Annotated in this window: 29 protein-coding genes, 1 tRNA gene and 1 pseudogene; 17 read left to right on the forward strand and 14 right to left on the reverse strand. The window is 51.8% G+C overall.

Annotated features, from left to right (window positions below):
* Nucleotides 1–11: 11 nt before the first annotated feature.
* Nucleotides 12–413 carry a hypothetical protein gene (locus LIO64_RS12120; protein WP_290549710.1) on the reverse strand — a complete coding sequence of 134 codons (402 nt, stop codon included), beginning with the start codon at nt 411–413 and terminating at the stop codon, nt 12–14.
* 407 nt (nt 414–820) lie between these two features.
* Between LIO64_RS12120 and LIO64_RS12125 the strand changes: the two genes are divergently transcribed.
* Nucleotides 821–1,288, forward strand: a complete 468-nt coding sequence (locus LIO64_RS12125; RefSeq protein WP_290549711.1) for an acyl-CoA thioesterase — start codon at nt 821–823, stop codon at nt 1,286–1,288.
* A gap of 28 nt (nt 1,289–1,316) precedes the next feature.
* Here LIO64_RS12125 and LIO64_RS12130 read toward each other — a convergent pair whose 3' ends face one another.
* From LIO64_RS12130 to gpmA, 5 genes are all read right to left on the reverse strand, one after another.
* The gene (locus LIO64_RS12130) at nt 1,317–2,726 is read right to left on the reverse strand and encodes a DHA2 family efflux MFS transporter permease subunit (protein WP_290549712.1); all 1,410 of its coding nucleotides are present in this window, start codon (nt 2,724–2,726) and stop codon (nt 1,317–1,319) included.
* A 118-nt stretch (nt 2,727–2,844) separates the two neighbouring features.
* Nucleotides 2,845–4,002 carry an acyltransferase gene (locus LIO64_RS12135; RefSeq protein ID WP_290549713.1) on the reverse strand — a complete coding sequence of 386 codons (1,158 nt, stop codon included), beginning with the start codon at nt 4,000–4,002 and terminating at the stop codon, nt 2,845–2,847.
* A gap of 253 nt (nt 4,003–4,255) precedes the next feature.
* Nucleotides 4,256–5,146, reverse strand: a complete 891-nt coding sequence (locus LIO64_RS12140; protein WP_290549714.1) for a hypothetical protein — start codon at nt 5,144–5,146, stop codon at nt 4,256–4,258.
* Between the two features lie 331 nt (nt 5,147–5,477).
* On the reverse strand, nt 5,478–6,500 hold the full coding sequence (locus tag LIO64_RS12145; RefSeq protein ID WP_290549715.1) for a 2-hydroxyacid dehydrogenase: 1,023 nt from the start codon (nt 6,498–6,500) through the stop codon (nt 5,478–5,480).
* 16 nt (nt 6,501–6,516) lie between these two features.
* Nucleotides 6,517–7,281: a 2,3-diphosphoglycerate-dependent phosphoglycerate mutase gene (gene gpmA / locus LIO64_RS12150; protein ID WP_290549716.1), complete on the reverse strand. Its 765-nt coding sequence runs from the start codon at nt 7,279–7,281 to the stop codon at nt 6,517–6,519.
* A gap of 204 nt (nt 7,282–7,485) precedes the next feature.
* Here gpmA and LIO64_RS12155 point away from each other — a divergent pair, with 204 nt between their 5' ends.
* Nucleotides 7,486–9,417, forward strand: coding sequence for a beta-galactosidase (locus LIO64_RS12155; RefSeq protein ID WP_290549717.1), 1,932 nt, complete (start codon nt 7,486–7,488; stop codon nt 9,415–9,417).
* A 67-nt stretch (nt 9,418–9,484) separates the two neighbouring features.
* Here LIO64_RS12155 and LIO64_RS12160 read toward each other — a convergent pair whose 3' ends face one another.
* Both LIO64_RS12160 and LIO64_RS12165 read right to left on the reverse strand, forming a co-directional pair.
* Nucleotides 9,485–10,057, reverse strand: a complete 573-nt coding sequence (locus LIO64_RS12160; RefSeq protein ID WP_290549718.1) for a tyrosine-protein phosphatase — start codon at nt 10,055–10,057, stop codon at nt 9,485–9,487.
* 8 nt (nt 10,058–10,065) lie between these two features.
* Nucleotides 10,066–10,719, reverse strand: coding sequence for a nitroreductase family protein (locus LIO64_RS12165; protein WP_290549719.1), 654 nt, complete (start codon nt 10,717–10,719; stop codon nt 10,066–10,068).
* Nucleotides 10,720–11,074: 355 nt separating this feature from the next.
* On the opposite strand from LIO64_RS12165, the gene LIO64_RS12170 reads away from it, so the two are divergent.
* From LIO64_RS12170 to LIO64_RS12190, 5 genes are all read left to right on the forward strand, one after another.
* Complete coding sequence (locus LIO64_RS12170; RefSeq protein ID WP_290549720.1) at nt 11,075–13,234, forward strand: hypothetical protein; 2,160 nt, start codon at nt 11,075–11,077, stop codon at nt 13,232–13,234.
* 134 nt (nt 13,235–13,368) lie between these two features.
* A complete protein-coding gene (locus LIO64_RS12175) occupies nt 13,369–13,896 on the forward strand; it encodes a gamma carbonic anhydrase family protein (protein WP_290549721.1) in 528 nt (175 codons plus the stop codon).
* 19 nt (nt 13,897–13,915) lie between these two features.
* Entirely contained in the window at nt 13,916–14,401 is a 486-nt protein-coding gene (locus tag LIO64_RS12180) for a bifunctional nuclease domain-containing protein (protein ID WP_290549722.1), read from the forward strand.
* Nucleotides 14,402–14,627: 226 nt separating this feature from the next.
* Nucleotides 14,628–14,713, forward strand: a tRNA-Tyr gene (locus LIO64_RS12185).
* 156 nt (nt 14,714–14,869) lie between these two features.
* On the forward strand, nt 14,870–16,039 hold the full coding sequence (locus LIO64_RS12190) for a tyrosine-type recombinase/integrase (protein WP_290549723.1): 1,170 nt from the start codon (nt 14,870–14,872) through the stop codon (nt 16,037–16,039).
* On the opposite strand, the gene LIO64_RS12195 is transcribed toward LIO64_RS12190, so the two are convergent.
* From LIO64_RS12195 to LIO64_RS12210, 4 genes are all read right to left on the reverse strand, one after another.
* On the reverse strand, nt 16,034–16,657 hold the full coding sequence (locus tag LIO64_RS12195; RefSeq protein WP_290549724.1) for a hypothetical protein: 624 nt from the start codon (nt 16,655–16,657) through the stop codon (nt 16,034–16,036). The genes LIO64_RS12190 and LIO64_RS12195 overlap by 6 nt on opposite strands.
* Nucleotides 16,658–16,740: 83 nt before the next feature.
* The gene (locus tag LIO64_RS12200; protein ID WP_290549725.1) at nt 16,741–17,031 is read right to left on the reverse strand and encodes a YHYH domain-containing protein; all 291 of its coding nucleotides are present in this window, start codon (nt 17,029–17,031) and stop codon (nt 16,741–16,743) included.
* A 90-nt stretch (nt 17,032–17,121) separates the two neighbouring features.
* A complete protein-coding gene (locus LIO64_RS12205) occupies nt 17,122–17,460 on the reverse strand; it encodes a hypothetical protein (RefSeq protein WP_290549726.1) in 339 nt (112 codons plus the stop codon).
* A 112-nt stretch (nt 17,461–17,572) separates the two neighbouring features.
* Entirely contained in the window at nt 17,573–18,331 is a 759-nt protein-coding gene (locus tag LIO64_RS12210) for a hypothetical protein (protein ID WP_290549727.1), read from the reverse strand.
* A gap of 199 nt (nt 18,332–18,530) precedes the next feature.
* On the opposite strand from LIO64_RS12210, the gene LIO64_RS12215 reads away from it, so the two are divergent.
* Nucleotides 18,531–18,659 (forward strand): hypothetical protein, encoded by a 129-nt coding sequence (locus LIO64_RS12215; RefSeq protein ID WP_290549728.1) that lies wholly within the window; start codon nt 18,531–18,533, stop codon nt 18,657–18,659.
* Nucleotides 18,660–18,760: 101 nt separating this feature from the next.
* Nucleotides 18,761–19,600 (forward strand): phage antirepressor KilAC domain-containing protein, encoded by an 840-nt coding sequence (locus tag LIO64_RS12220; protein ID WP_290549729.1) that lies wholly within the window; start codon nt 18,761–18,763, stop codon nt 19,598–19,600.
* A 320-nt stretch (nt 19,601–19,920) separates the two neighbouring features.
* Here the strand turns inward: LIO64_RS12220 and LIO64_RS12225 are convergent, their stop codons facing one another.
* A complete protein-coding gene (locus LIO64_RS12225) occupies nt 19,921–20,622 on the reverse strand; it encodes a hypothetical protein (protein WP_290549730.1) in 702 nt (233 codons plus the stop codon).
* A gap of 29 nt (nt 20,623–20,651) precedes the next feature.
* Nucleotides 20,652–20,999: a hypothetical protein gene (locus tag LIO64_RS12230; protein ID WP_290549731.1), complete on the reverse strand. Its 348-nt coding sequence runs from the start codon at nt 20,997–20,999 to the stop codon at nt 20,652–20,654.
* A 130-nt stretch (nt 21,000–21,129) separates the two neighbouring features.
* Here LIO64_RS12230 and LIO64_RS12235 point away from each other — a divergent pair, with 130 nt between their 5' ends.
* From LIO64_RS12235 to LIO64_RS12270, 8 genes and pseudogenes are all read left to right on the forward strand, one after another.
* Entirely contained in the window at nt 21,130–21,606 is a 477-nt protein-coding gene (locus tag LIO64_RS12235; RefSeq protein WP_290549732.1) for a hypothetical protein, read from the forward strand.
* A 195-nt stretch (nt 21,607–21,801) separates the two neighbouring features.
* The gene (locus LIO64_RS12240) at nt 21,802–21,936 is read left to right on the forward strand and encodes a hypothetical protein (protein WP_290549733.1); all 135 of its coding nucleotides are present in this window, start codon (nt 21,802–21,804) and stop codon (nt 21,934–21,936) included.
* Nucleotides 21,933–22,289 (forward strand): helix-turn-helix domain-containing protein, encoded by a 357-nt coding sequence (locus LIO64_RS12245; RefSeq protein WP_290549734.1) that lies wholly within the window; start codon nt 21,933–21,935, stop codon nt 22,287–22,289. The genes LIO64_RS12240 and LIO64_RS12245 overlap by 4 nt, the downstream gene beginning before the upstream one ends.
* Nucleotides 22,286–22,891: a hypothetical protein gene (locus LIO64_RS12250; RefSeq protein ID WP_290549735.1), complete on the forward strand. Its 606-nt coding sequence runs from the start codon at nt 22,286–22,288 to the stop codon at nt 22,889–22,891. Before LIO64_RS12245 ends, LIO64_RS12250 begins: the two co-directional genes overlap by 4 nt.
* Nucleotides 22,892–22,914: 23 nt before the next feature.
* Nucleotides 22,915–23,097: a hypothetical protein gene (locus tag LIO64_RS12255; protein ID WP_290549736.1), complete on the forward strand. Its 183-nt coding sequence runs from the start codon at nt 22,915–22,917 to the stop codon at nt 23,095–23,097.
* A 71-nt stretch (nt 23,098–23,168) separates the two neighbouring features.
* Nucleotides 23,169–23,588 carry a hypothetical protein gene (locus LIO64_RS12260; protein WP_290549737.1) on the forward strand — a complete coding sequence of 140 codons (420 nt, stop codon included), beginning with the start codon at nt 23,169–23,171 and terminating at the stop codon, nt 23,586–23,588.
* Entirely contained in the window at nt 23,585–23,794 is a 210-nt protein-coding gene (locus LIO64_RS12265; RefSeq protein WP_290549738.1) for a hypothetical protein, read from the forward strand. Before LIO64_RS12260 ends, LIO64_RS12265 begins: the two co-directional genes overlap by 4 nt.
* A 7-nt stretch (nt 23,795–23,801) precedes the next feature.
* Nucleotides 23,802–24,011 (forward strand): annotated as a pseudogene (locus LIO64_RS12270) (polymer-forming cytoskeletal protein); the annotation flags it as partial.

Here is a 24,011-nt window from a genome sequence, read left to right on the forward strand (position 1 = left end):
GATGAGGCCTGTTATTCCTGCGGGTTCAGAGGGGTCAGTTTCAGATTCACCATGCCTCCCGTAAAGTAGTAGACAGGGCTTTTCCTCCCCGGCACGTCCAAGGGTTCCCTTGCCATTTTGGATTCTCCCACCAGGGTGTCATCCACTTCCAGTCCGAAGCGTTTAAAGGTTTCCTTATAGGGGGCAAGAAGCTTTTCCTCCCGTACCAGCCTTGCACAGGCAGCCATGTAGTGGCCATCTTTGTTGGAGACGCGGCTTTTTCCCTCCCGCGCAAGCTGCTTGAATTTTTCCTGAATGTCTTTCGCCCGCCCCAGGGAAAGCGTGGAAAAACGGGTGATTTTTTCCAGCGGGACACCTTTGGCCTGCTGTTCTTTCAGAAATTGGTCCAGGGCTGAGAGGTAATCTTGCAGCATATAATCTTTTGGATACGGGAAAGAGCTGTCTCTCAACCAATACGCGGTTTCTTCGCCTGAGTGGGGCCATTCCGTCAGCGTGAATTCGAAGCGGGGCGCCTTTTTTTCTTTTCCCTCCTGTTGAAGGGAATGGGAGGCTCCGGGAGCCGTTGGTCCAGCCATGGAATTCGGAATGGCCAGCAGGGAAAGGAAAACCGGAAAGATGGCTTGTATAAAGGGAATCCGCATGATTCTTTCTAACCTGACAACAAACCTATCGTCAATATTTTATTGTTATATACATACGGATTTCGTTCTCCCTGGGGGCGCAGGCCGTGATGGGGCCTGTTTCGCTTCCGCGTTTTGCTCTTTACAAGAGAGCCGGGATAGATGAGCATAAACACCGTAATTTATAATTATTCTTATTTATGGAAAATACATACCACCATACCCAGCTTCCGGAAGAGCGCATTCCCGCCTTGCGCGTGGAGCCGATGCCTGCGGATACCAATCAGAGCGGGGAAGTGTTCGGCGGCTGGGTGATGAGCCAGGTGGACCTGGCGGGAGCCAATACGGCCATGCGTTATGCGCTGAGCCGTTACATCGTGACGCGCGCGGTCAGCAGCCTGACGTTTGAGGCTCCCGTGCTGGTAGGGGACGTGGTCTCCTTTTATACGGAGATTATCAAGGTGGGGCGCACTTCCATCACCGTAAAGGTGGAGGTGTACGCGGAACGCCTCACGAAGCTCTGCAATAACATTGCCAAGATTACGGAGGCGGAACTGGTTTACGTGGCCCTGGGGGCCGACAAGAAGCCGATTACCTTGGAAGAGTCCCGCGCCCAGTTTGCGCAGTGCTGTTCGATTGAAACGGGGGACAGCGTTTCCTGCTCCTGACCGGGTGCAGGACCGGTTTTTTCCGGTCTTACGCCGCTTTTTTCCGTCTGCGGGTGATTCCCTTGTTCTTGTCTACCAGGGCGAAGATGAAGGAACTGGCCGCGGCAATGATGCCGATGGTGACGAAGGTGGCGTGGAAGGCGGCTTTCACGGCGTCTCCGGATGTGGCCGAATGGCCGCCGAAGCTGTCAAGCAGCAGGGAAGCCGCGGCAATGCTGATGGCGATGGACAGCTGCATGATGGTGGAGAGCAGGGAATTGCCGCTGCTGGCGTCTGCGTTGGGGAGGTCAATCAGCGTCAGGGTGTTCATGCAGGTGAATTGGATGGAGTTGGCTCCACCCAGCAGCGCGAGCATCCCCAGCAGCGTCAGTTCATGGGTGCCTGGGCCGATGAAGTAGAAGGCCGCCAGCAGTGATCCGATGGTAAAGGTATTGATCACCATGATGTTCCGGTAGCCGAATTTGCCGAGCAGGCGCGGAGCGAACGTTTTTGCCAGCAGGTTGCTCAGCGCCAGGGGAATCAGGGACATGCCGGACTGGAGGGCGGAGTAGCCCAGGACCACCTGGAAAAATAACGGAATCAGGTAGGGCAGGCAGCTGCCCCCCAGGCGGCACACGATGTTTCCGGCGATGCCGATGGCGAAGTTCCTGATGCGGAACAGGGACGGGCTGAAGATGGGCGCTTCCGAACGGAACGCCAGCACCCAGTACAGGAGTTGCAGTATACCTCCGGCAGCCATGAGCAGGGTCATACGCATCTTGTCGGCTGCGCCTCCTGCGGAGGAGAGCCCCATGGTGACCAGGACGGCGGAGGAAGAGAAGAGGAGGAAGCCCGGCCAGTCGAATTTCTGTTCCCTGACCGCTTTCAGGTCCGGCATCAGCTTCCAGGTGGCCCACAGGCCCGCAAGGCCCACCGGGATGTTGATCAGGAAAATCCAGTGCCAGGAGGCGTATTGGACGATGATGCCGCCCAGCACCGGACCCAGAAGGGGACCCAGCAGCGCCGGAATCGTTACAATATTCAGGACGTTCACGAACATGGAACGCGGATAGGAGCGCAGGACGACCAGGCGCCCCACTGGCATCAGGAAGGCTCCCCCTATACCCTGGATGACGCGGCAGGCCGTCATCATGGAGACGGAGGTGGAGAGGGCGCAGAGCAGGGACCCCACGGAGAAAACGGAAATGGCAAAGAGGAAGGTGCGGCGTGAGCCCATCTTGTCGGATACCCACCCGGAAGCCGGAATCAGGACGCAGACGGTGAGCATGTAGGCCGTTACCAGGGAGTGAAGCTGCAGCGGATGGCTGTGAAAGCTGCGGGCGATGGTGGGGATGGCCGTATTCAGAATGGTGGCGTCCAGCATCTGCATGAAAAATGCCGATGCCACCAGAAAGGGCAGATAGCGCAGGGCTTTTGAAGATGTCGGCAGTTTTTCCATGGAAGACCGCCGCCAGTATCCGGCTGGGCCGCTTTGGGGGCAAGGCAGATGTTTGTCCGGCTGCCTCCGCTGTTGTTCCGGGCATTCCCGGTGGAGCCGCCGTGCCTGCGGCTCCGTTTTACGCTTGGGGCGGTTCCTGTGCGCGCCGTGCGAGCACACGCCTGGAGAGCCACGCGCGTACGGGTTCGTCATAAAGCTTCAGACATCCGTAGGCTACGGCGATGCAGAGGAAAAGCACTCCAACTGCCACGGGCAGAGCGCTGGAAAGAGGCGCTTCCGCATCGTGCACCCAGGCCAGGTAGAGGTAGACAATGGGATAATGGGTGATGTAAAGGGGGTAGGAGATGTTTCCCAGAAACCGGCTGGCTTTGGAGGAAATGTCTCCGGGGATGTCGCTGGCTCCCAGGAAGACCACCGCGGGGAAAATGACGATGATGCAGAAGGCGTCATACAGACCGTTCAGGTGGAAGTGCTCCGCTCCGCCCACGTGCGGCATGGCCAGGGCGGCCGCCAGAAGCAGGCTGCACCACCAGAAGCCGTGCCTGATCCGGCCGGGTTTGCACAGCCGGTACAGGAGCAGGCCCCCGAAGAAGGGGAACATGAGCCGCGTCAGCCCTATCCGGCACTGTTCCACGTCCAGCGTCCAGCCGCCGATGTTGTTTCCCTGCGTGTAGCATTGGTGAATGAGGACGCAGGCCGCCATGAACACCAGGACGGCCAGCCATTTAATGGTGAACTTCCTGATGAACAAGGCATAAAGGATATTGGCGATATATTCGAAAAAGAGGGACCAGGCCGGCCCGTTCAGCGGGTGCATTTCCGACCATCCCCGCACGTCCAGAGAAACGGGGACGGGAAGCAGCGTAAAGCCCACGGTCATGACCAGCAGCATTTTCCATACGGGGGTTTGTTCGATGTTCGGGAAAATTTCAGAACCCTGGAAATAAAAAAGGGCCCCACCCAGCAGCATGCCCATGACCACCATGGGCTGAAGGCGCACCAGCCTTCGCTTGCAGAAATCCCATAAGCTCATTTTTCCCCATCGGTCGTCATAAGCGTATCCGATAACGAACCCGGACAGCATGAAGAAGAAATCCACGGCCAGATAGCCGTGATTGATAATCTGGTCCGTGTGGAACTGGAAGTCCTTGACGCTTCCTTCAAGCATATGGAACAGAACCACCATGACGGCTGCCACGCCGCGCAGGCCGTCCAGGGCGGCATAATGCGGTTTGGGAGCCAGGACGGAAGGAGAGAGGGCGACCGGAGAGCTCATGGTATATAGTACGGTAAAAAATGATGGTGCTTACATAAAATGGACTGTATTTGCCTTGCGGGCGGCCGCAGTCCCCGGAAAGGCCCTTCCCGGGAAACCCCTCTGGTCCGGTTTGTACTAAAGAGGCTTGCCGGCAGACGGACGGACCGCTCCCTATCCTCCACAGACGGGGTAGGACGTAAAGAAAAATGATGAGGCATGTTTTTCCGGCGCCCTTTCAAGGCGCCGGGTGCCGCGGAAGGCAGGAAGGCCTTTATGGAGCCGGTGTGAGCACAACGGACTTTGTTTCCGCCCCGCTGGTGATTCCTTTGATCGTCAGGGTGCATTTTCCCGGCGGCAGCGTAAGGGTGCCGGGAGAGTATTTGACGAACCGGGACCAGCCGCCGGTTCCCGGAAAGGTGAATTCCGTCAATTGATCATTGACGGAATAGCCTATCTTGAAGAGGGTGGAAGCCGCGCTGGCAATGGCATAATCCGTCGTTACCGTATAGGTTCCTTCTTCTTTGGTGTAGATGTCCCAGCTGACGGAATTGAAATGGGACAGGATGATGAATTTTCCCACGTCTTTTGCCAGAGCGCGCGTGACGAGGCAGTTTTCAGGCAGAAGCGTGATTTTACCGCTTGCCCCCGGCTGAACCACCGGGAAGATGGCAGCGGGAATCAGCCTGATATAGCGGAGGTAAATGCCATCCCTCCCTTTTTTCTTGAGGGTGAAGGTTTGTTTCCCCTTGGTCAGGTTCATGCGGCCAATATGGTAGATTCCCCCATCGGCTGCGCCGCCGCCGGAAGTTGGCACTTTCCACAGGAAAGGGGCGCTGCTGCCGCATTTCAACTCATATTGGGCAGAGGCGGAGGCGGTCCAGGGGAACGTGTACCAGGTTTCGATGATGTATTCCCCGTCATTGGGGATATTGACTTCCCAGCTGCCGCCGGAGTCCTTCTTGGCCATGCTGGCGATAAATTTATTGGAATTGATTTTTGCCAGCTTGCTGTCCACAAGATCGGCGTCTTCCGCCTTCATCAGGACGGCTTTTCCCTTAATGATGCCGGAGCTGGCTGTTTTAATCAGGCCTTCCGCCGGGAATTTGGCTTGTACGGTCCCGCAAATCAGAAGAGGTACGAACAGCGTCAACAGTAATTTCATGTTAGATATGGATGGTTGGAGTTGAAAAACAGAGATAAATCTCTTTCTTCCTTGTCCTGCAAGATCTGATTATGGTCAATAAAAAAATGGAAGATTTTCCGTGTTCTTCCCGAGAGAAGCAATTATTTAAGAATGACCGGAAACTCTTATTGCAGTTGATTTCCGGGTGCGGGCGGAATTCCTTCCGAATAGAGGGAATGTGATGAGCATGGCAACGCGGAAAATAGCGGCCACTCAGAGAGATGGGCTTTCTTGTGAACTGCCTGTCCGCGGGAACGTCAAAAAGCGGCAGTATTTTTTCCCGCTGGCGTGGGGTAACCTGCTGTGTCCGCTAGAGGGACTGGAGCGATACGCGGTTTTCCAGCGGCTTGCCTTCCAGAAAATCCCGGATATTGTGCAGGGTGACCTCCGCGATGTTGTGCAGGGCCTCCTTCGTGAAAAAACCCTGATGGGAAGTCAGGATGACGTTGTTGAAGGAGAGCAGGCGCGCCAGGGTATCATCATCAATAATCCTGTCGGACTTGTCTTCGTAAAAATATTCCCCTTCCTCTTCATAGACGTCCAGCCCGGCAGACCCCACTTTTTTTGATTTCAGACCGTCAATCAGCGCATCCGTGTGAATCAGCTTGCCGCGTCCTGTGTTGATGATCATGACGCCGTCCTTCATTTTTCCGATGGAGTCCGTATTGATCAGGTATTCCGTTTCCGGGGTGAGAGGGCAGTGCAGGGAGATGATGTCGGAGCGTGCGTACAGGTCCTCCAGCGTGGTGTATGTAATGCCGGCTTCTTCCGCAAAGCGCTGGTCAGGGTACGGATCGTAAGCCAGGATGTTCATGCCGAATCCCTTGAGGATGCGAATGAGAATTCGGGCGATCTTCCCCGTTCCGATGATTCCGGCCGTTTTCCCATGCATGTCAAAGCCCATCAGGCCGTGCAGGGAAAAATTGCCGTCCCTGGTGCGCCAGTAGGCACGGTGGATCTTGCGGTTCAGGGCCAGCATCAGGGCCACGGCGTGTTCCGCTACCGCATAGGGGGAGTATTGGGGCACCCGGACGACGGGCAGTTGCTCTTCTTCCGCCGCTTTCAAGTCCACGTTGTTGAATCCGGCGCAGCGCAGGGCCAGCAGTTTGACGCCGTTTTCCTTCAGGCTCCGGATCACTTCCCGGTCTGCCGTGTCGTTGACGAAAATGCATGCCACGTCCATGCCGCGGGTCAGCGGTACGCTGTCCGGAGTGAGATGCCCCTTGAAATAGCGGATGTCGTAATGGAATTCGCGCTCGTTGATCGGGTTGAAGGATTCCCGGTCGTAGGGTTTGGCGTCAAAGAACGCAATGCGGCATGGCTGGTCGGTCATATGGAATGAATGGAGGTTAGGCGGTTGGCGGTTTTTTCCCCGCGCTTCCCTGGTTGGCGACGGCTTCCATGCGTTTGCGGATTTCTTCCGGATCCCCCAGAAAGTAGTCTTTCTCCAGGTTCAGGGAATCGTCAAATTCAAACACGTAGGGAATGGCAGTGGGCAGGTTCAGGGAAAGGAGCTGTTCGTTAGGGATGTGTTTCAAATACTTGATCATGCCGCGCAGTGTGTTGCCGTGGGCTACGATCAGGATGTTGTCCACTGTCCGGAGGGAGGGGAAAATGGTTCCCTCCCAGTAGGGCATCATGCGGTCAATCGCATCCTTCAGGGATTCTGTCCGCGGAAGCTCATGATCCGGGATGCCCTTGTAGCGGGGGTCCCATCTGGGGTTGGCGGGATCGTCCTCCGCCACGGGAGGGGGAGCCACGTCATAGCTGCGGCGCCAGACCAGCACCTGCTCGTCTCCGTATTTTTCAGCCGTTTCACTCTTGTTCAGGCCCTGAAGCATGCCGTAGTGCTTTTCATTCAGCCGCCAGCTCTTGGCGACGGGAAGCCAGTCCTGGTCCAGACGGTCCAGCACGCAGTTGAGCGTTTTTACGGCGCGCTTGAGATAGGAAGTATAAGCCTGGTCAAAAGCCATGCCCTTGTCTTTTAACAGATCGCCTGCATGGTTCGCTTCCTCCACTCCCCGTTCCGTCAGGTCCACGTCCGTCCATCCGGTAAATCTGTTTTCACGATTCCACGTGCTTTCTCCATGGCGCAGAAGAACAATTGTTTTCATTTCTCTGAATTTAGACACATGGCTTCCGGCATTCGCGCAAAGGAATTCCGGTACATGACATAAAATTACAGCTTCCTGGATGGGAAAAAATCGTGTTATCCAGTTCCTGAAGCCTGGTGAAGAAGGGAAGGGGAAGCCCGCAAATGCGGCGGGACATGTAAGATTGTGATTGGCAACCCTCTTTAAATGGATTAACAGTTCTCCATGATAAAACAATATGGGTTTAGATGGACTGCCGCCCTGATGGCTGCCGGAATGGGCGCGTTGGCCTGGGCGGGTCCCGAAGCGGTCCAGAACGTGCAGAGGCCTGCTCCTGCCGGAGGCTCCCGTGCGGTGTTCAAGTTCGGCGGAGAAGGGAACCAGGAATTTATGTTGAATGGAAAACCGTTCCAGATCCGTGGAGCGGAGATGCACCCCCAGCGCATTCCCAGGGAATACTGGAGGCACCGTATCAGGACCGCCCGTGCCATGGGATTGAATACCATTGCGTTTTACGTGTTCTGGAATGACCATGAACAGCCGGACGGCAGCTTTGATTTTAAGACGGGCAACCGCAACCTGGGAGAATTTCTCAAAATTTGCCAGGAGGAAGGCATGTGGGTTTTATTCCGTCCCGGCCCCTATACATGCGGAGAATGGGATCTGGGCGGTCTTCCCCATTATTTGCTGAAAGATCCCAAGGCCAAGCTGAGGACTACGGAAGACGCCAAGTTCATGAAGGCGCAGACGCGGTATCTGGAAGCGGTGGCGCGGGTGGCGGAACCTTTTTTAGTTAAAAACGGCGGCCCCATTCTGATGACCCAGATTGAGAACGAATACGGCAGCTACCAGAGGAAGGACCGCAAGTATATGGAATGGCTGAAAGAGTTTTGGACTAAAAAGGGCTTCGGTCCCTTTTACACGTCGGACGGAGCCGGAGAAGGTTTTCTGAAAGGCGTGGTGCTTCCCGGCGTGGCCGTGGGATTGGATCCGGGGCTGAACGACGGCCACTGGAACGTGGCCAATAAATGTAATCCGGGCGTTCCCGTTTTTTCCTCGGAAACGTACCCGGGCTGGCTGCGGCACTGGGGAGAAGGAAACTGGGCCCCCACCCCTGAAATCGTCAACCATGTCCGCTGGTTTATGGACAAGGGGCGTTCCTTCAGCCTGTTCGTTTTCCACGGAGGCACCAACTTCGGGTTCACGGCAGGAGCCAACAATGGAGGGCCCGGGAAATACCAGCCGGACCTCACGAGTTACGATTACGGCTCTCCTGTGGATGAACAGGGCCGGAAGAATGAATATTACGACCGGATGAGGGAGGTTATTCTGGAAAAACTGCCTCAGGAAGTTGCTGTTCCGGAACCTCCCGCGGATATTCCGGCCATGGAGATTCCGGAGTTCACGCCCGTGGTGCATGCCGGCCTTTGGGAGAACCTGCCCAAGCCGTTCCGGTCCAAATTCCCGCAGCCGCCCTATTTTGAGCAGTGGAACCAGAACCAGGGCATGGCCATTTACACTACTTCCGTTCCGGCGGGTCCGGCTGAAAAGCTGGAATTCACTAACCTCAATGATTATGCCCAGGTATATTTAAACGGGGAGCTGGTCGGCACGCTGGACCGCCGCTTGGGGCAGAAGAGCATAGAGCTGCCGGAACGAAAGAAGCCCGGAACGCTGGAAATCCTGGTGGAGGCCATGGGCCATATTAATTTCCACATCAGCATGGAAAGCGACCGCAAGGGCCTGTACGGAGACGTGAAGCTGGGAAGGCGTGAATTGAAGAACTGGACGGTAAGGGCGCTTCCCCTGAAAGCTTCATCCATTGTCCAGGCACCCAAGGGGAAAGGCCCTTCCGCGAATCGGGAAGGAGCGCATTTCCGGGCTGTGCTGAATATTGAGGAACCCCAGGATACGTTCCTGGACATGTCCCGTTATGCCAAGGGGTATGTGTGGGTGAACGGCATCAATGTGGGACGGTATTGGAATGTGGGGCCTCAATTAAGGCTGTACGTGCCGGCTCCGTTCCTGAAAAAAGGGGAAAACGTGATTGATATTCTTGACCTTCATGAAAAGGAACCCAAGCCCATCCGCGGCATGAAGGAACGCAACAAGGAAGCCGGAAAAGTAAATACCAGGAATCTGGACAACCAGTGGTAAAGGTGCCGTGGCTTCTGTCTGGGGCTTCCCAGGGAAACGGACCAGAGGAAGAACCGTAGCCTTGAAGTCAGGCGTCTTTCATCTGCCGTTTTTGCCGGAATTCCGCTTTAAAGGCCTTCCAGTCCGTACTCCTGACCAGTTCTGCAAGGTTGGAGTAATAGGACTGGTGATGCCCGAAGCGCTCGTCCGTCAGTTCCTCAAGCGCTTTTTCCGGCGTCCAGTCCTGCATGACGATACGGTAGGCGGCGCAGACAATCCCGGTGCGGTCGGCTCCATGCCAGCAGTGTACCAGAACGGGCTTGGGTGCACTGCTAATGACCAGGAGGCAGCTCATGAGTTCTTCCCGTGTCACTTTTCCGGCCGCCAGTTTAATGCGGTACAGGCGTAGCGGGCCATGCCCCGCATTGTCGGCGTCGCTGTGGTATTCCCGCAGGTTCAGGACGGACTTGATCCCCAGTTTTTCCAGGGCCTTGAACCCCTCGTCGCCGGGCTGTGCGGAACGGTACAGTTCAGGACTGAGCCGATAGCAGTTTTTGATGCCTTTTACCTGGACGGGAATGGGAGCCTCCTTCCCGGTCTCCGCGCAGACAGCAGGAAGGGCCGCCGCCAGGACGGCCAGTACGGCAGGATTCCAGTTCATGGCTTCTTTCAGGAATGGGGAGGATAACCGACGCTCTGGGCGTACAGGACTTTTTTGAAGATGGGGAGTTTGAGCTGCTGCTGAAGATAGTCGGCATCCAGCATGGCACGGAAGACCGTGCCGATGCCGGCGGAAGTGCAGAAGAGGTAGACGTTTTCTCCGATGAAGCCCACGCCCGTGCAGGCTGTGACCAGTTTTCTTTTGGTGTCAAAGTCTCCGGGCTGTTTGGACTGGTCTACCACATAGACCAGGTTCAATGGCGCGGAAGCCACAAATTCCTGTGTTCCTGTGGCGGCTCTCAGATCACCCTGAACTACTTGGGCCAATTGGTGGGTTTCCGGTTTGTAAAGATAGGCGCCTTCCGGAAGAACGACGTAGATTTCTATTTCGTTGGAATTCCTGGAGGACGGCGCCGTACGGTAATCCGGATCATCCCGGTTGACGCCCTGCGCCGCCCACAGCAGGGAAGACAGAATTTCCAGAGGGATGGGTTTGTTGGCAAAGGATCTGGTGGAATGCCGTTCCTTCAGGACCTGCATGAGAGGCTTGCCTCCCTTCTTGTCCGGCGGGGGCAGCACGATGTCAGCGCCGGGCGCTGTTCCGGAGAGGAGTACTGCAGAGCTGACGGCAAAAAGGAGCCGAAGAGCATGAAAAATATTCATAGTCAGTAAAAAAGAGAGAGTTCAGGGAATAATCAGCAGGATGTTTGTATTTTTACCGTGTTTTTGGGAACACACGGAAACTTGATCCTATAAAACGAACTTCAAAATACAAGGAAAAAGCACTTGGACTGGTTCTTAACACATTCCGGAAGATGGATTCTCCGGTGAAGGAAGCCGTTTCAAGTTGACGTTGGAAAGGTATTACGCTTTTATGTGAAGTGGAACAGGGTGGGGACCGTTTTTCCGCCCTGGCCCAAACTGTCCCAACCTTCTCAAACTGTACCTGATGAACCCTGGCAATCCTTTACGTCCCGGCTCCCCCAGATATAAAAAGTCTTCCTCCGGGGGCATTATCATGACGATTATCCTGGTGCTGGCTCTTGCCGGCGGCGGTGTGGTCTATCACCGTATTTCCGTTCAAAGGGAAGCGGAAGCCGCAGAACTGGCGGCCAGAAAGGAGGCGGAAGAAAAGGCGGCCCGTGCACGCAAGGCCGCGGAACTGGAACTGGCGCGCAAGGCTGCAGAGGAACGGGCGCGTGCGGAGGCGGCGGAGAAAGCGCGGCTGGAAGCGGAGCGCCTGGCCGCAGAAGAAGCGGCCAGAAAACGGCAGCAGAAGAAACCGGAAGCAGTGGAGCCGGCTCCCGCAGAGCCGAAGGAGGAACCTGTGGTGCAGGAGGAAGACCCGCGGCTGGAGATTTTCAAGAAGCCCGTCCTGCTGGTCAGTTTGAAGGCCAATAATGCCGCCAACAGGAAATTGTTTACGGACGCCTTCAATCTGGCTCTGGAAACGGGACGCTATGATTTATACGCTGGTTTTCTACGCTCCAACCTGGAACGGGACGCCGTGAAGGTCATTAAATTCGGCAAATTTGACGGGACCATGTATGAGCAAAGCCCGTTTTTGATACGGGCCAATGAGTTGTACCAGCTCATCAGCAAGGTGGGGCCGGAAACCATTCAGGAGCAGATCCAGGAAAGTTCCCCCAGATATTTTTATCCATGGCTCTTTTCGGACCCCTCCGATCCCCTGAGGCTTTTCCTGCGCACGATGGCGCGGGAGCAAACTCCTAAGGAGCAGTGGGGCGGCATCCTGCGGAAGTGGGCGGAATTCTGGATGAAGACCTCCGCCATGCCGCGGAGCAAGTATTCTTCCCTGGCTCTGGCTTGTGCCATGCTGGATCCGCGCATTGCCTCCGCTCCGTCCAAGCTGCGTGCCTCTTCTTCCAGCAATATCTCTACCACGCCTCTGACGCTGGAGCAGGTGTTTGAGTACTTCATGGAGATGGATGAAGCCCATGAGCTGCTGACAGATATTACCAAATTAAGCCCTTCCGAGCTATTGTTCGTGGTGGATGTGCGTCTGCCGAGGTCGGAAATGGACTGGGCTCGCAAAAAAGTGCGTCTTACCCGTAAAGGCTGGGGGGGCGCTTATTCCATGATCCGTTACCGGATGGACCGCGCCGCCCTGGGCAAGGACCCGTATAAGAATTATACCTTTCAGGAGATTCTGGATGAAGGCGGCATCTGCATGGACCAAGCCTATTTTGCCGTGAATACCGCCAAGTGCAACGGCATTCCCTCCGCTTACGTTACCGGGGACGGCAACCGCGGGCCGCACGCCTGGATCAACCTGCTTACAACGGATGAAACCTGGCAGTCCTATGGCGGGTACGGGTACAACACAGGGCATTTTTCCCATCCGCACAACCGCAAATCCAAACATGAATCCACCCTTCTCCAGGGCATGGACAAGAAGGTGAACGGAGCCCGGCTGGACACCTCCCTGGATTATCTTTCCCTGGCGGACCTGTTTGAAGAAATGCAGAAGCCGGATTGCGTCAAGGTGATGCTGGACGCCGCCACGCAGACCACTCCCGGAAGCCCCCTGGGCTGGGAACGCCTGATTGAACTGATGGGCCGCCCGGAAAGCGGAACAAAGCTGGAGGAATGGGACGCGCTGGTGAGCGTGATCAAGCGCAAGTTCCGTTCCCGTCCGGATTACCTGGCCATGGCTTCCCGTGTGGAGGATGAATACATTTTCCCCCTGAGGGACCCCTCCATCAACAAGCGTAATGTGGCCCGTGACCTGAAAAAGCTGGAAAAGGAAACGGATGAAGGCCGCAGCGACCTGACTTCCGCCGCCATCAAGCGCCAGGCGGATATCCTGATGGAGAATGGGGACAAGGCGGGAGTGGCTTCCCTGTACCGGAAATCCATGAAGGACTACGCACGCCGTGCGGAAGTGTTTGAAGCATTGATGGGGCAGTATTACCGGTATGTTTCCCAGGACCAGGATGCCGTGCTGCAGCTGGCCAAGGAGGCGGAGTCTTCCTACAACCGTTATATCCGGACCAAGTCGGACGACTATTTCAAGGTGAAGAAGGAAGTCTCCATCCAGAAAAAAATCGCCGGATATTACGAAAAGGGCGGCAATGAGAAAAAAGCCTCCGCCCTGCGCAAGGATGCGGAAAAGCGGGAGAAGAACAGCAAGAAAGGCATCCGGGAAGAGCGCTAGCATGGCAGGTGCCCATGCCTTCCCTTTCATTCCCGCAAAGGTGGGGCCGTGTTTGTCTGCGGCAGCGGCATACCTGTGGAATGAACGTTTTTAGGCTGGCATGCTGTCTTAAGTTCAACTAATACATGACCTATATGGCACGAGAACCTTACGCGAACTTCTGGCCCAAAGTGGCGGATACCGCTTTTGTGGCGCAGAGCGCCGACCTGATCGGAGATGTTACCATTGGAGAGCACGCCAGCATCTGGTACCACACCACGCTGCGCGCGGACATCAACAAGATTGTTATTGGGGACTACTCCAATATTCAGGACAACAGCTGCATCCATCTGGCGGACGACTTCGGCTGCTACGTGGGCAGCTACGTGACTGTGGGCCATGGGGTGATTCTGCACGCCTGCACGGTGGAGGACAACTGCCTGATCGGCATGGGTTCCATCATTCTGGACGGGGCGGTGATCGGCCAGGGGTCCGTGGTGGGCGCCGGCGCGCTGGTGACCAAGGGCACCGTTATTCCTCCCAATTCCCTGGTGCTGGGTTCCCCCGCCAAGGTGGTGAAGGACCTGGGGCCGGAATCCCAGGCCAACAACCGCAAATGGGCTGAAAAATACGTCAAGGTGGCCGCCCGGTATACGGAACGCGTCATCAATCCCGGTTTTTAACATTTAATGTTCGCCCTCCATGCCGGATGAAAAGCTGATTACCCTGGAACTGTACGCGCTGCTCTATACCCGGGCGGGTGCGGGAGTATGCCTGCGTGATCCGCTGACCGGCAAGGTGGGCGTGATGTTCATGGAACTGGCGGACGGCATGGCGCTGGAACGCAGCCTGAACGGGGAACGCCCGGTGCGGCCGGATACGTCTTCCCTGCTGGCGCACTTTTTATCCGCCATGGAATGCCGGGTGAGGCTGGTGCTCATCAATGGCCGCAAGGATGAAGTCTTTTATGCCCGCGTAGCCGTGGAGGCCGCCAATGAAGTCATGGACAAGCTGGTGGAGCTGGACGCCCGCCCGTCTGACGCCCTGATGATTGCGGCCCGGTTTGGAACCGGAATCAAGATGGTCCCCGCCGTCTGGGAAAGCATGGAAAATATCCTGCCCCAGCTGGAGCAGCTGGACGCAGATTCCCCGGACAGCCGCGCTCCCGTGTATGTGGGAGAGCCGTAGGAACGGCGTTTCCAAGGTCCGCACTCTTCCCTGTCCGGAACCTGTTTTTCCTCCTCCGTTCAGGCCGTTCCGGGCGGTCCGGGCTTGATCAAACGCCCTTCCTTTTTCCGTCCGGAGACATGACTGCTGCCTAAGAGCTTCCGGCCGTTGGGCGTGCTTACTTTTTATAAAAAAAACTTGCTAAGGCGCAGGAATCCCTATACATTCGCCGCACATCACTTCAAGTGGGTAGATTCCCGAGCGGTCAAAGGGGGCAGACTGTAAATCTGTTAGCATTCGCTTTCGAAGGTTCGAATCCTTCTCTACCCACCACTTTTCCTTTTCCAAACCCTTGCAAAAGCCTTGATTTTGCAAGGGTTTTTCATTTCCTGCTTTCCATAAAGCACCATAATACGCTACCGTGTCAAGGTACATCACAAGGTACATTTTCTTGTTTCTGTAAGGTACATCACAAAATTACTCACTATTATGGCCGGGTTGAAAAAAAGAAATAACACATGGTTTGCTTCCTACTATGTTGCGGGAAAGCAACAGGTGAAAACAACAGGGATTCCTATTGTCCCTTCCGTCATTCCTCCGGGAAAGACAAAGGCTGCTATAATGAAGCAAAACGAGGCCAGCGCGCGTCTCGTGGCACAAGAACTTGAAAAGGCAGCACTTGGCCAGCGGGTGGATGCTTCCACGATCAAAGGCATTATTGGGGAGAAGAAAACCAGGACGCTTTTGAAAGGAAAGAGATATATGCAAGGGGTAAGGGAATACCTGACGGAATGGATGCAGACACGTCAGCCGGGAACACTGAAGAATGACCGGGTAGCAGTGAGACGGTTTCTTCTCTTGCTGGGAAACTCTCAGGATATTCCGTTGGACATGGTGACGTCTGACCATGCCCGGCGCTTCATGGAAAACGAACTGGAAAGGGTTTCATCGGGAACTGCAAAGAATTTGACTGATTGTCTCCGTGCCGCTTTTAACAGAGCCGTGGAAGCTCAGGTCATTGAGAACAACCCTTTCCGCAATGTAACACCCGGGAAGATAAATAGGGCCGATAAACAGGAGCGCCGGGCATTCACAATGGAAGAAGTACGGCGCTTGACGGAAATACTGCCGGGAGAGTGGCCTGACATGATCCGGGTATGTCTTTATACAGGAGGGCAGCGTTTAGGAGATATTGCAACCCTCCGGTGGGAGCAGGTGAACTTGAAAGGCGGCCTGATAGCCATGACAACGGAGAAAACCAAGCGGAGGATGAACAAACCAATTCTTGCTCCCCTAAAAGATGTATTGGAGGGCCGGCTGAAAAATCAGGTGAGCGAATACATTTTCCCCCTGGCTGCCATGAGATATGCTCAAGCTGGGAACCGTGTTTCCAAGCTGTCTATTGAATTCAACAATCTCCTAAAACAGCACGGATTCATTGAGTCAAAAAAGGAGACGAAAGCAGGAGCTAGAAGAAATATGGCCGAATTATCCTTCCATAGTTTACGGGCAACCGCTGTTACCGCCTTGAGGCTGGCTGGGGTGCCCGCCGACCTCTGCCGGGTGATTGTGGGGCATGATTCTGAAGAGATTGAACGGGTATACTTCCGTCCGGATTCTGAAGCCATAGAAGAGGCTATGAAGCATCTTGCTTTATGAGAGTACAGCAGGACGAGGTTTACTGAGCTCTTCTCTTAAGCTATCATTTACAGCTTGAGAAATATTTAACTGTTCTTGTAGGTTATTGATTTTTTGAGTTAGGGCTTCAATTTGTTCTTCATTTGTTATAGGTTCATTTGTTGATGAAATAATTTTATTAAATATTTTTAAAAATCTTCTCCATTTATCATTAAATTCTGACCTAAGTTGATCTTCTGAAATAGGATTCCTGCAATAAGAATTTATGGTTCTTAATAAATTAAACATATCGTTTCTTTCAGGGACTGTAAGTTGAAATTGCTTCATGGGATAATTAATTTCTTGATCCGAAATATTGATTAAAAATCCACATACAGGAACCTTTAAGCCATCTAAAAAACCAGCTTCAAATTCTATCCAGGGTTTTTCTTTGTTACACTTTGTTAAACATGAAATAGCTATTTTTGAATCTCGCATATTTTGCAATACAAGCTCAAGGCCTTTTCCTCCTTTACTAATATCTGTTTTACTAAAAAATGGATCAATATCTTGTATAACGGAAGGAAGCCATTTTTTGAAAAGTTCGGCAACTTGTTTGCTAAGCTCTCCACTCCAACTGATAAAAACTTTTGTGGACATATATTATAATTCTATTTTTATAGATAGTTTTTGATGAGGTGTAGAGTGCTACTATTTTTATCGGACATAGCAGGTTGGTGAGGTTATTGTTTCGAGGCTCCTCCACAAATCTTGCAATTCACGCCGCTTGGCGTATCGCTGGCATGTCCTTTGCAAGCCCGGTAGTATCGGCACCCTTTATTGTGGGTCTTTCCTGTTGAACTGATCCAGTACGCTTTTTCTTCTGCCGAGGGTTTGGGCGCAGGTTTTCGGTGGTAGTGATATTCGCCCGTCTTGCGGTTGTAATGGCCTCCATTGGCGTCCAATCCGCCAGGATGCGCATCCGAGAATGCAATGAGAGAAATAGCCGCGAAAATGAGAGAGAACACTTTCATATGCAAATCATAATACCATGGAATGAAAGAGTTTGTAAATAATGTGCTTAACTCCCTCAAAGATGGTTTAAAATGGTTATTTCCAACATTTTAAGGAATCCGTTTGTTCTCTATTCGACTTTGAACCCATTCATCAATATCAACTACTTCCCCAGGCTTGAGATGCAACGCAATCCAGCCCCGGAGGATGGTGTTTTCCAATTGCAGGGCTTCCAGACTACCCGGTTCCACTCCTCGGATTACTCCCAAGGGTGGTTCAACCTCACCTATCAACTCTTCAATGCGGGCTCGTGAACTTACGGGAATAGGACGACGCGAGGACATCCAGCCATAGACGGTATGAATGCTGACTCCACATTGTTCGGCAAGCCAATTACAATCCTTTCCGTTTTCTTTGAGCCATTTCTTGATGTCACTTTTCGAGTGCATTTCTTGAATATATCATACCGAAACAAGGAAAACAAGAGGTGATGCTTCTGGAGAGGGAACAAAAAAGCCCAGCAGATGCCGGGCTTGGTTTTACGTTTTTGATAGGGGGATTTTAGAATGGGATTTCGTCGTCCATAGTGCCCCATGGCATGGGTGGGCATTCTTCTTTGTTTAAAAAACTATCTAAGTCGTTATTAATGCGTTCTTCTGCCCACTTTTTCAATACGCTTGCAACCCATTCGCTAAAGTTTGAAAAACCAGCTATTTTTGCAGCTACCCTCGCATACAGAAGTGGAAAATTATTACTTCCTACAACTCCCCAATATTCATCTGTTGGAATATCAGACAAGGAAATCATAGAAGCTTCAGCTTGCTCCATTATGAGAATATCAAACTTAATATTTTTCTTTTTACATTTTTCCCTCTCTTGAAGCAGTAGTTCACGAGTTTTGCTTGTAAGGACATTGGTAATTATTGATACGTATTTCCCATTAATAGGAGTCTCTGAGGATGGGTTATAAAAAACATTCTCTATTTCAGCATTTAAGGCATATGCTATCAATGAAGCATCAGCTTCATCAATCACAGCAATGTAAAATTGTTTCTTGGGAATATTATACGCCTTTGGAGATGGATCGAAATCCGGATTTATAAAATGATAGCGATTGTCATTATAATAGTTTACCAGAAGTGCATCAATACTATCAACATTCTCTTCAATAATAGGATTTCCGCCGTAAAACCAATTTTTAACTGTTCCTTCTGACTTCCCCAACCAACTAGCCAGCCACTTCATAGAAAGACCACGCTCTCGAAGCCAGGCTCTGACCTCCTGCTTATAGGAGGCTTGAGGATCTTTTTCGTCGTCCATAGATTTATATAGTGTGATTCCATGTGATATGTCAAGCCGCATATGAGTGATTTCAATTTATGACAAAACATTTTAGTGGACTTTGCATATGTTGGTATGATAACACATGTCACATATGAACGACATCAACAATCTAACTGCTGCAGAACTTGCGCAGTCACTCCGAGTACATAAAAATACCGTTTCTATGTGGGCTCGCATGGGAATGCCCTGCATCTACATCGGCAGAGTCACGGAACCTCGCCGTGGTTCCCGCCCCCGCTACGATCTGGAAAAGGTGAAAGCCTGGCTGGAAGAACGAAGCAAGAAAAGAACTTCCGTGGCTTGAGCAAGCTACCCGTGGACATGCGGTTCATCCAAAAATAACGAAGGCCACCTGCGGGAACAGGTGACCTTCACACTGGGGGAGACCCCAATCAATCAAAACATATGACTATTAACATAGTAGACAGAAGTCCGCAAGGTGAAAATGCCTTGATGCCGCAGAACGGTGTAGTGCCGTTCCAGAACGAAACCCTGAATTGCACGGTCCGCGCCGTGGTGAAGGACGGGGAACCCTGGTTTGTCGCAAAAGATGTTTGTGATGCGCTGGAGCTCCGAACGAATAACCTGCGAGCCATTCTGGAGGAAGATGAAATAGATTTGTCCAATGACTATACTATAGACATTGCTCAAAATGGAGGTCGCACTCCTCTCATCATCAACGAATCCGGACTCTACTCCCTGATTCTCCGCTCCCGCAAGCCGGAGGCGAAGAAGTTCAAAAAGTGGGTGACGGCCGAAGTCCTACCCTCCATCCGGAAATATGGAGCCTACGCAACAGAGACCAAGCTGGAAGAGATGCTGGCCGACCCGGACACCATGATTCTGACTCTTCAGGCGTTGAAGACCGAACGAGAGAAGAGGAGGGCTCTTGAGGCGAAAGCTGCGGAAGATTCTCCCAAGGTGCTTTTCACCGATGCCGTGATGGCCTCCAACAGCTCCATCTCCATCCGCGAGCTAGCAAGATTTCTGCACCAGAACCATATCGACATCGGCCAGAACCGTCTTTTCCGACAACTCCGGGAAGAAGGTTACCTGTGCAAGAGCGGTACGGATCACAATCTTCCCACCCAACGGGCTATGGAGCTTGGACTTTTTGAGGTCAAGAAAGGCGCCTATATTGACTCCAAAGGAACCAACGTTGTGACCCGAACCACGAAAGTGACAGGCAAAGGTCAAGTTTACTTTGTGAATAAGTTCTTGGGGAGGCCCGCAGAAGCAGTGTAGTTACTATTCCCCCGTTTCCTTGTGGAAGCGGGGGATTTTTACTGCCCTCGGTATGGCATAGCCGTGTGAAGATGCAACGTAGCATCAAGCCATTCTTCCGTCGTCAATCCCCGTCTTGCCGCCTCAATTTGGATAAGCCGGTAACGCTCATTGGAGACCCTGATATGTACGTCTGTTTCCCTGTACACCTTGGCGTAGTGACTATCAATGAGGTTGTCCAGCAGCCGCTGTTTGTCAGCGGGGATGGGAACCGTAGACAGCCATTTGTCTATCATTACTTTTTTGGCTGAATGTGTGAGGCTCCCGGCCGAACTGATGAGCTATCTATCTTTTTCCTTAGATTCGTTTTTGTTTCCAAGTATAGTTGAAACATCAATATTTCTAGGAGATGAAACATTTACGCGTCCAGCTTGTACCTCATCATAACCAGGTGTGTTCTCTCGTTCTAAACGAGATTTGACAGCATGTATTTTTACTTCTTTCTCTTTGTCTTCCATGATTTTATGAAGATTAATATACCCAAATGCAGTCATTAAGATCGCAGAGAAGCAAAATACTCCACCTCCAAACCAGTTCAAGAAAATAGTAATTTTGTTAGAAAGGGTATTTTGTGAATTTGGAAACGGATTGTCACCAATTGGATCAGCATCTGCTATAGCTTGTGAGTGACGTGCATTTGCTTGAATGGAAGTAATGATAGCTACAATAGAAGCGGCAATTGTCACGCACCAGCCTACCCAAGAAGTAATCAGCATCCAGCCCGTTGATGGATCAAAACCATCTCGAACAAAGTAGTAGGAGAGGGCAATAGCCGAAGAAGAAATAGTCAGGAGAGCCTTGTCTAAGGAGGCTTGAGACCCAGTAATGATATTTTCAATTAAGTGACGCTCTCTATCTTGTCGTTCAATTTTGGCGAGGTTTATTTGGGCGGTGAGAGCTTGTAAATGTCTTTCATTTTCCGCTTTTTCATGTTCCTCTTGATTAAGCTGTTTCCCGGTTGTGAGTGATAATTTGATATTCATTAGCTGATTTGATTAGGGATAATGGGATCTTATCGTCTACACCGGACATCTGACAGCGCTCCTAGCACCTCATCCACCCACTCTGGCAGTGTGAGGCCGTGAAGTTCCGCCACATGCTGCATATTGCGGTAGCGAGTAGGTGATACTGGTAGCGTAATGATTTTAGGAGTTTCGTCATCTCCATTATCTATATGACGCTTGGCATATAGTTCTCGGATTATGCGTTCGACGAGTTGCCGTCGCCCTGGAGGTATTGAAGCCGTTGAAAGCCATTTATCCAACTGTCCTTTACAGATACCGCATAAGTCTGCAAATTCAGCCCTGGTGATGCCGGTTTCAGCCAAACATTTTCGGATACGGTTTTTCAATTCATCCATGTCCACATATTTACCATAGGGCAAATTCTAGCAAGTTTTTTCTGGGTATTTTTACCTTTGGTAAAATTATTCTTGCAAGAAGATTTACCAATGGTAAATCTTGCTTATCTAACAAATATAATTCCAAATTATGAAAGCAATTTACACAATCTGTCCGGACAGCCTAATTTGTAAGTTTCCCGTATTCGGCTGCGTTATCAGCGACTTTGGAATAAAACTTTCTAGTATCGTCCAAGTTGATGTGTATGTACCAATTTATTTACATTATATGCTTATTATCAATAATGAAGAAAATAGTAGAGATTATAATATGATATTTTTGAATGAAAAACATTCAGAAAAAATGAAAATTAGTGTTGACTGGTGGTTAACCACCATGCATGATATGCCCATGCCCAGTCAACGGAAGATAGACAAAAAGCAGATTTCGGTATGGATACCGATCGTTCTCTTCCGCAAATTTCAAAAGAGAGCGCGCGAGCTGAATATGACTATGACGGAAATCATTACGGCTTATTTAATACAACAAACTCAAAACATAAATCTCACACCAGAAGACTATGAAAACATTGCGAGGGAAATACGAAAAAAAACAAATAACAATTAATCTTCCTATGGATTTGTTTGAGCGGATAAAATTACGTGCAAGGAAGGAGCAAAGATCTCTTTCCGGGCAAATAGTTTTTTTGCTTGCAGGTGGTGAACCACCTATTGAAAGGCATATCCCTAGAGAGCATATTTTTTTACCCAAAGGTGGTGAACCACCTTGTGACCAAACCCTTCAACCCAAGAAACCCTCCGCATGAAACCTTTGGACTGTATTTTGCTGATATGCCTGTTCGGTTCATTCAGCGTGATGTTGCTTCTGGCCTATATCGCCTTTGCTGCTGACGCCATCATATTGCGAAAAAGAAATTCTCATCAAGACATTATATGAAATTTGAAGAAAACAACCCCTTGACGAAGTTGATCAACGAAGGCAACGGGAAAGCTCCCCTCAATGTGGAAGCTGCTCTTGTCTGGTCGGAATGGCTATTGGAGCGTTTAAGGGGAGATGCAGGAAAAATAGATCGCTCAGGGGAAGGAGAAATTGTGTGGGCCAGCCAGAAGACGCTTGCCAAGCGTTACGACATGAGCCGGTCGTCGATAAGCCGCTATTTATTGGAAGCTATGGAAAGGGGCGCAGTACGTTTTATTCGTCCTCATGATGGGGATAGAGAAGGGCTTATCAGATATAATATTCAAGATATAGACGCCTTCATGGCGGGCGTCAGAAAGGAGCAGAAATGATCACCAAACACAACGAAAAAGCCCGCGGCATGAACAAAAAATCAATTCGAAGGAAATACTCCCCTGTCAAAAAGAAATTTTCTTCCTTTATGAGTGATAATGTAAGTATCTCTTTTCTCGTTCCTTGCGTAATTAATACGAACGTCCCGGCGAAGAAACTCTTCCTCAAGACAAGAACCAGCAACAAGTTGGGTGAACTCGAGCGCCCATCGGAGCTTAATGGTGGCATCCGCCAACTCCCATTCTCCACGATCCAGAGCAAAGATGAGAAGATTCTGCTGTGCCTCTCGCAGTTGTTCTTCTCGTTGAGTTCCTTGGAGGTCCAGCTTGCCAAGCTTTACACGCAGCCGGTCATTGATACTCGTAAGCTGGCGATTCTGGCGGATGAGACGGCGGAACTCAAGAGTGTGGCGCGGGAAGCACTGGCTTATTTTCATGGAGCGGACAATGCGGTTAAACCTCCTTTTCAGCCAAGCGGCAATGATTTTTCTGAACCGGTAGATGAGAGTCAACACGACTGCGGAACCAACAGTAACGGATATTCCTTCAATGATGTTGGCCCAACTGATTCCTTCAAACATGGTAAAGAGTGTAACCAATAACCCTAAACCTTTCAATTCTAACAATGATTATCGAATACGACAATGAAGATCGCTGCATCCGGGTGGATGATGTGGCCGTGAGTCACGCGGAAGCCGAACGGCTCATGAACGAGCACGAAACCGCAGCTGCAGCCCTCGAAAACGCCCTGGTGCAGTACGAACGGGATCACGCCACGACCGACAATCCCGATGGTCATACCGACTGAACCATGGAAGACGCCCTGATTGACGAATTTATCCAGCTTGGCTGGTACGAGCTTTAACCCTACCTCTTGATATGAACTCGGACAGAAAAACGATGGCTACCCTGGCAGACGCCCTGGAAGCCATTGCCGGAGCGCTAAGAGCGCTTGCCAATTCTCCCATTCCATCTTCTCCGGAAGCCGCTGCCGCCGGTCTTCCGGATTCTGACGAGGCGCAGGCTATCGCAGCTTTTCATGGACAGGCCGTCGTTACACTGGATGATGTACGGTTCGTGACCAGGTGGGGCCGGGAACGCATTCTTTCCCTGGTTAAGTCCGGCGAGCTTAAACCGCTGCCAGGCACCGGATCTAAAGCTTGCCCTTATGAGTTTTCTGCACTGTCTGTGTGGCGTTACATCCACCAGAGAGACAAAGCATCAAGCCTCCCCGAGCAAGGGAAGGATGTCAATATTCTTCCTCCAAGCAGAAGCAGGAGAAGGGGGGCTGCAGCATGAAGGCTTTTTTTGAAATGCTGGGCGCGGGAGCCTGTGGCCTGCTCATTGCCGCAATGGCATGGCTGGTTATCGAGATAGACAACGCCGAGCTCCAGGCCGGAAAATCCCCGCATTCCGGGTTTTCCCCTGACTGCCCCACCACGAAAGCTTTTGACGGTTTCGCAAAACCGTCCCGCCCTCACGGTATGAGGAGCAATAACCAATAGAAAACCAATGCAAAAATATAAATTTACAGGAGAGACGAAAGAGGTCTATGGCCTCACTTTGCACCAGATTGTGTGCGTGACGGCGTTTGCCTCCATAGCTGCCGGAGAAATTGGTGGCTATATAGAAAAGGAAGAAAACCTATCCCAAGACGGGAACGCCTGGGTCTACGGGAACGCCAAGGTCTACGGGAACGCCAAGGTCTACGGGAACGCCAAG

This window comes from Akkermansia sp. (genome assembly GCF_020860705.1).
Classification (GTDB): Bacteria; Verrucomicrobiota; Verrucomicrobiia; order Verrucomicrobiales; family Akkermansiaceae; genus Akkermansia.